Raw genomic sequence first — 7,054 nt, forward strand, 5'->3', positions numbered from 1 at the left:
CAATGATTTTTGGGGAGGAGATTTAAAGGATCTTTTAGGAAAAAACCTTTTAGATTTAGAGCGAAAAGGTTTATTTAGTCCATCTGTTACTCGTTTGGTACTAGAACAAAAGAAAAAGGTATCGATTGTACAAGAAACAAAAAGTGGTCGAAAAATATTAGCGGTTGGAAATCCTGTGTTTAATGAAACTGGAGAACTGCATCGCATTATTATTGCATCAAGGGATATTACAGAGGCAACGAGATTAAAGACGGAATTGCATGAGATGAAAAAGATATCTGAACAATATAAGAAGGAATTGGACAACTTTAAAAATAAAGATCGTTTTCTTAAGAAGCTTATTTATTGTAGTCCGAAAATGGAACAAATTATTAATCAAGCTAAAAAAATAGCTGATTTTTCTTCTAATGTTCTTATTTCTGGAGAATCGGGTGTTGGAAAAGAAGTGATTGCCCAAGCCATTCATCAACTGGGAAATCGATCTTCAAAGCCATTTTTAAAATTAAATTGCGGTGCAATTCCAGAATCATTATTGGAAAGCGAACTGTTCGGATATACGAAAGGTGCTTTTACCGGTGCTGATAAAAATGGAAAAGAAGGATATTTTAAGCGAGCGGATCAAGGGATTTTATTTTTGGATGAGATTGGAGAAATGCCTTTACATTTGCAAGTGAAATTACTTCGGGTGTTACAAGAGCAAGAAGTCATTCCAATCGGAAGCACAGTACCTACGAAAATAAACGTTCAAATTATTGCGGCCACAAATAAAAGCCTCGAAAAAATGGTGGAAGCTGGTACGTTCCGTGAAGATTTATTTTATCGCTTAAATGTAATTCCACTGCACGTTCCCCCGTTAAGGGAACGAATGGAAGATGTTCCAGTACTCGCATTTCATTTCTTACAACAGTTAAATGAAAAATATAATAAAAACTATCATTTAACTCCTGATGCACTAAATTTACTAGAATTTTATTCATGGCCAGGAAATGTACGAGAATTACAAAATATGATTGAACGTTTAGTAGTATCAGCAGATGAACCAGTTATTGAAGCCGAATTTGTTAGCAAATTTTTAACCCCTGGTTATGACTTTAAAAAATCAAAGCCAGTTATTACAAGGGTCTTACCATTACAAGAAGCATTACATTCTGTAGAAGAGCAATTAATCTTACTTGCGATGAAGCAGTATAAAACAACGACGAAGGCCGCAAAAGCACTTGGAATTAGTCAATCTTCGGTTAGTCGTAAATATCAAAAAATCATGAATGAAAAGGAAATACCAGTTGATGCAATTTCATATTTCTAAAAGAGAAAGGGGAAGTCTACATGGACTACTCCTTTCTCTTTGTTATTTTTACTGTAATTATGCAAAATGTAATAATCTATGCAAAAATGCATAAGTTCGTATGTTTTATTTGAAGAAATAGTCAGTTTTTGTATGATTCCTTCGTATTTCAAATATTGGCACAATTATTGCTTATATAATATATGAACGATCGACAAAGGGGGATTATATATAATGCTAGATTTAAAAATGTATCTAAATGGTGAATGGAGAGAGTCTAGTAATCAAGAGAAACGACCTATTATTAACCCTGCGAATGGCAAGGTTATCGCATATGCGCCTGAGGGAACAATCGAAGATGCAAAAGAAGCGATAGAAGTGGCAAGAGCGACTTTTGATAGCGGAATTTGGTCAGAAACATCCGCTGCTGAAAGAGCATCTTATTTATTTAAAATAGCAGATGAAATTGATAAAAATAAGGAAGAACTTACGCGTCTTGAAACGATGGATAATGGAAAAACACATCGTGAGGCAGAAGGTGACATTGGGGATGCGGCAGCTTGCTTCCGTTATTATGCTGGGCTTATTACAAAACCAGATGGACAAACATATCATGTAGCTGATCCAATGCAAGCTATGGTAGTCAGAGAACCAGTTGGTGTTTGTGGATTAATTGTTCCTTGGAATTATCCATTATTAATGAGTGTATGGAAAATTGCACCTGCTTTAGCGGCTGGAAATACGATTGTATTTAAACCGTCTGAGGTTACACCAATCACTGCAACAAAGTTATTTGAAATCTTTGAGAAAGTAGAGCTGCCAAAAGGTGTTGCGAATATGGTGATGGGTGCTGGCCCAACGGTAGGAAATGAGATTGCAGCAAGTGATAAAGTAGATATGATCTCCTTTACGGGAGGAACAAAAACAGGAAAACACATTATGAGAACAGCAGCAGATAACATGAAAAAGATTTCGTTAGAATTAGGCGGAAAATCACCTAATATTATTTTTGCAGATGCGGATTTTGAAACAGCTGTTGACTATGCACTGTTCGGTATTTATGCAGGTACTGGTCAAGTGTGTTCGGCAGGATCAAGAATCCTTGTTGAAGAAAGCGTTTACGATAAATTTGTTACTAGTTTCGTAGAACGTGCGAAGCAAATTAATGTTGGACCTGGTGATAACCCAGAATCAGAGATGGGACCACTTGTAAGTCAAGAGCATATGGAAAAAGTATTACGCTATATTGAGATTGGGAAAGACGAAGGAGCAGAAGTTGCTTGCGGAGGAAATCGTATACTGGCGGATGGAAAAGGTGATGGTTTCTTTATTGAACCAACAGTCTTTGTCAATGTAAAACCTGATATGCGTATTGTGCAGGAAGAAATTTTTGGTCCTGTTGTAGTTATCCAAAAGTTTAAGGATGAACAGGAAGCAATTGAGCTAGCAAACGGTACAGATTACGGTTTAGCTGGAGGAGTATTTACAGTTGATGGCGCAAAAGCGATGCGTGTAATCCGCAAGCTTCGCGCAGGGATTACGTGGATTAATAGTTATCATCCAACATACAACGAGGCGCCTTGGGGTGGATATAAGCAAAGTGGTATCGGTCGTAGTTTAGGAACGTTTGGTCTAGAAGAATTCCAAGAAATTAAGCAGATTAATATAAATCTAGAAGTAGAACCAATTGGTTGGTTTGCAAATAAAAAGACTATAGGAGTGAAATAGATGGGGACAAATGTAAAAAGTAAATTCAATGAGCAGGATGTAAACAATTCAAATGTAACTGAGTATATTACGAAAGTACTGCAATTAATTGAAAAAGAAAAGGTCTCTGAAGAAGAGGCTAACTGGATCCAAAAAGAAACAGTAGATGGATTTAGAGAGCATGTCAATCCTGGTTTTCTTGCATATAGAAAAACAGTAACAAAAGATGGGCAATTTGCAGCAGTAGAATGGTCTGATGAAGGATCTTGCTTTATGGATATCAATGGTAAAAAATATATTGATTGTTTAGGTGGATTCGGAATTTATAATGTTGGACACCGTAATCCAAAAGTGGTAAAAGCTGTAACGGATCAATTAAAGCGTCAAGCATTGCATAGTCAGGATTTACTAGATCCACTTCGTGCGATTCTTGCAAAGATTTTAGCAGATATTACACCTGGGGATTTGAAATATGCTTTCTTTACAAATAGTGGGACAGAAAGTGTGGAGGCGGCATTAAAACTAGCAAAAATGTATAGTGAACGAACAACTTTCATTTCAACAACACGTGCCTTCCACGGTAAGAGTCTTGGCTCTTTATCTGGAACAGCAAAAGGAATGTTCCGTAAACCATTCTTACCATTAATTCCAGGTTTCCGTCACGTTCCATTTGGCGATATTGAGATGATGAGAAAAACATTTGAAACATGTGCATTAGTAGGGGAAGATGTTGCAGCTGTTATTTTAGAACCAATTCAAGGGGAAGGCGGTATTATTTTACCTCCAGAAAATTATTTGAAACAAGTAAGAGAACTTTGTGATGAATTTGGATCACTACTTATTTTTGATGAAGTACAAACGGGAATGGGACGTACAGGGAAAATGTTTGCTGCAGAATTATATGATGTAGTACCAGATATTATTTGTCTTGCGAAGGCATTTGGCGGAGGCGTAATGCCAGCAGGTGCAATTGTTGCCAAAGAAAAAGTATTCCAAAGTTGGTTTGAGAACCCATTCATGCATACAACAACGTTTGGTGGAAATCCACTTGCATGTGCTGCTGCAATTGCAACAATCCAAGTATTATTGGAAGACAAATTACCAGAACGAGCTGCAGAAGTTGGGGAGTATTTCTTAAACGGATTGAAAAAAGCAGCAGAAGGACATGAAGACAAAGTATTTGAAATTCGTGGCCAAGGTTTAATGATTGGTATTGAATTCCATAAAGATGAAATTGGTTATGAAGTATCGAAAGCAATGTTTGATCAAGGCATCCTTGTTGCAGGAACGTTAATTAATTCAAAAACAATTCGTATTGAACCGTCTCTTACAATTAGTTATGAAGAAGTAGATACGGTAATCAATACTTTCAAATCAGTGTTAGCACAAGTAAAAGTACAATAATCATTCCATACAATAACGTGTAAAAACAAACCAGTAAAACTACCATGTTTATGTTCGCTCTAATTGGTTTTACTGGTTTTTACTATAGGAGGAGAAGGGGTTGGAGGGAGCATTACACGGAATCAAAATTATTGATTTATCTCGGGTTCTTGCCGGTCCTTTTTGTACGATGATTCTCGGTGATTTAGGAGCCGAAGTAATAAAAATTGAGAATACGGGAAATGGCGATGATACAAGAGGATGGGGACCACCTTTCGTAGGGGGAGAAAGCGCTTATTTTCTTTGTGCAAATCGTAATAAAGAGTCGCTTACATTAAATTTAAAGTCAGAAATGGGAAAGGATGTTTTGAAAAAACTTGTTTCTCATGCTGATATCGTTGTACAAAATTTTAAGCCTGGAACACTTGAGAGAATGGGACTTGGTTATGAAGTGTTACAAGAGGTGAAGGAAGACATTATTTTAGCTTCTATTAGTGGCTTTGGTCAAAAGGGACCTGCTTCACATCTTCCTGGTTATGATTATATGATTCAAGCGATGAGTGGGCTTATGAGTATAACAGGAGGAAAGGATGAAGAGCCTGCAAAAGTGGGAGTTGCGATTGCAGATGTGCTCACAGGCCTTTTTACGTGTATCGGGATTTTAGCCGCCTTACAGCACCGAAATAGAACAGGAGAAGGGCAAGAAATTGATATTTCTTTATTTGATTCACAATTAGCGGCATTAGTAAATGTAGCAAGCAATTATTTGTGTACAGGAGAATTGCCAAAGAGACTTGGAAACCAGCATCCGAATATTGTTCCGTATCAAGTATTTCAGGCGGAGGATGGAGATCTTGTGGTTGCAGTTGGAAATGATGAACAGTTTCATAAGTTTTGTTTGTTACTTGGTAGACAAGATTTATCTCGTTTAGATCGCTATAAAACAAATGCAAATCGTCTTTTGCATAGGGAAGAACTTGTAGACATGATTGCAAAAGAAATGAAAAAGAAAAAGAAAGAGGACTGGAAACAACTTTTGGATGAAGCAGGGATTCCAAATGGACCAATTCTCAATGTGAAGGAAGCGCTAGAAACAGAGCAGGCAGTTTCGAGAGATATGACAATTCATATGGAACATCCAACCATTGAAAATCTTACACTTGTAGGTTCACCATTAAAACTTGCAAAGACACCAGTGCGGATGCAGAAACATCCGCCACTCCACGGGGAACATACAGAACAGATTTTGAAAAAACTAGGATATTCGCAGGAAAGCATTACGGAAATGAAAAAAAACCAATGGATATAAGGAGGAAGTAAAAATGAATTTTAATTTAACAGAAGAACAACAAAGTGTCAGAAAAGTAGTGAGATCATTTGTAGATAATGAAATTATTCCATATATTAAAGAATGGGATGAAAAAGGACATTTTGAAGAAAAGGTCTTGAAGCGTTTAGCTGAGTTACAGTTTATGGGCGTTTGTATTCCAGAGCAATATGGCGGTGTTGGTATGGATTATAATACGCTTGCTATTGTTTGTGAAGAATTAGAACGTGGTGACACAGTTTTCCGTACAGCTGTATCTGTACATACGGGATTAAATAGCATGACACTTCTCCAATGGGGAACAGAAGAACAAAAACAAAAGTACCTGGTTCCACAAGCGAAAGGTGAAAAAATTGGGGCGTTCGGTTTAACTGAACCAAATGCAGGATCAGATGTTGTTGCTATGCAAACAACAGCCGTAAAACAAGGCGATCACTACGTATTAAATGGATCCAAAACATGGATTTCTTTATGTGATGTTGCAGACCACTTCTTAATATTTGCAAAAACAAACTCAGAATTAAAGCACCGCGGTATTTCTTGTTTTATCGTAGAACGAACATTTCCTGGGGTATCAACAAAAGCGATAAAAGGAAAGCTTGGCATTAGAGCGGGCAATACAGGAGAAGTATTTCTAGATGATGTGAAAGTGCCGGTGGAAAATCTTCTTGGAGAAGAGGGAGAAGGATTTAAAATTGCAATGGCATCATTAGACAATGGCCGTTTTACGGTAGCGGCAGGAGCGTGTGGGCTCATTCAAGCAAGTTTAGAAGCGAGTGTAAAGTATTGTGAAGAGCGTAAAACATTTGGAAAAGAAATTGGAAAACATCAGCTTGTGCAGCAAATGATTGCGAAGATGTCTGCGAATCTTGAAATATCACGTTTATTGGTCTATAAAGCAGGATGGTTAAAAAATGAAGGGAAACGTAACACACAGGAAACATCTTTAGCAAAATGGATTGCTTGTGATGCTGCATTTGAAGCGGCAAATGATGCAGTGCAGGTGCACGGTGCCTATGGATATTCGAATGAATTCCCAGTAGAACGGTATTTACGAAATGCAAAAGCTCCAGTTATTTACGAAGGAACACGTGAAATTCATACGATTATGCAAGCGGAATACGCACTTGGATATCGTTCTGATAAGGAGCTTCGTAACATGTTACCGAAGTGGCCTTTTGAAGAAAATGAGGCAGAATTGGTAACAAAATAAAGTGGAACTTCCCTTAGTGGACGGCCTACTGCCCGCGAATAGCGGGATAAAATAAGAGGAAAGGCAGTGCGAATATGCACTGCCTTTTTATTATATTTTAAATGAAAAAAGTATTTACACCCTTTTTGTCTTAGTGTAC

Annotated in this window: 5 protein-coding genes; all 5 read left to right on the forward strand. The window is 37.4% G+C overall.

All coding sequences use genetic code 11. The annotated features are described in order from the left end of the window. A partial coding sequence (locus tag V7183_RS10545; protein WP_335359457.1) for a sigma-54 interaction domain-containing protein occupies positions 1-1,306 on the forward strand: 1,306 nt, incomplete at its 5' end. 213 nt (positions 1,307-1,519) lie between these two features. Further along, positions 1,520-3,013, forward strand: coding sequence for an aldehyde dehydrogenase family protein (locus tag V7183_RS10550; RefSeq protein ID WP_335359458.1), 1,494 nt, complete (start codon positions 1,520-1,522; stop codon positions 3,011-3,013). Then, positions 3,014-4,396, forward strand: coding sequence for a putrescine aminotransferase (locus V7183_RS10555; RefSeq protein ID WP_097895375.1), 1,383 nt, complete (start codon positions 3,014-3,016; stop codon positions 4,394-4,396). A gap of 100 nt (positions 4,397-4,496) precedes the next feature. Then, positions 4,497-5,684 (forward strand): CaiB/BaiF CoA transferase family protein, encoded by a 1,188-nt coding sequence (locus tag V7183_RS10560; RefSeq protein WP_335359459.1) that lies wholly within the window; start codon positions 4,497-4,499, stop codon positions 5,682-5,684. Between the two features lie 13 nt (positions 5,685-5,697). After that, positions 5,698-6,915 carry an acyl-CoA dehydrogenase family protein gene (locus V7183_RS10565; protein ID WP_335359460.1) on the forward strand — a complete coding sequence of 406 codons (1,218 nt, stop codon included), beginning with the start codon at positions 5,698-5,700 and terminating at the stop codon, positions 6,913-6,915. Positions 6,916-7,054 lie beyond the last annotated feature (139 nt).

Source organism: Bacillus sp. JJ1127, from assembly GCF_036965845.1.
Classification (GTDB): Bacteria; Bacillota; Bacilli; order Bacillales; family Bacillaceae_G; genus Bacillus_A.

Coding starts and splice junctions, on each gene's coding strand:
- V7183_RS10550 (WP_335359458.1), top strand. CDS start 1,520: ATGCTAGATTTAAAAATGTATCTAAATGGTGAATGGAGAGAGTCTAGT.
- V7183_RS10555 (WP_097895375.1), top strand. CDS start 3,014: ATGGGGACAAATGTAAAAAGTAAATTCAATGAGCAGGATGTAAACAAT.
- V7183_RS10565 (WP_335359460.1), top strand. CDS start 5,698: ATGAATTTTAATTTAACAGAAGAACAACAAAGTGTCAGAAAAGTAGTG.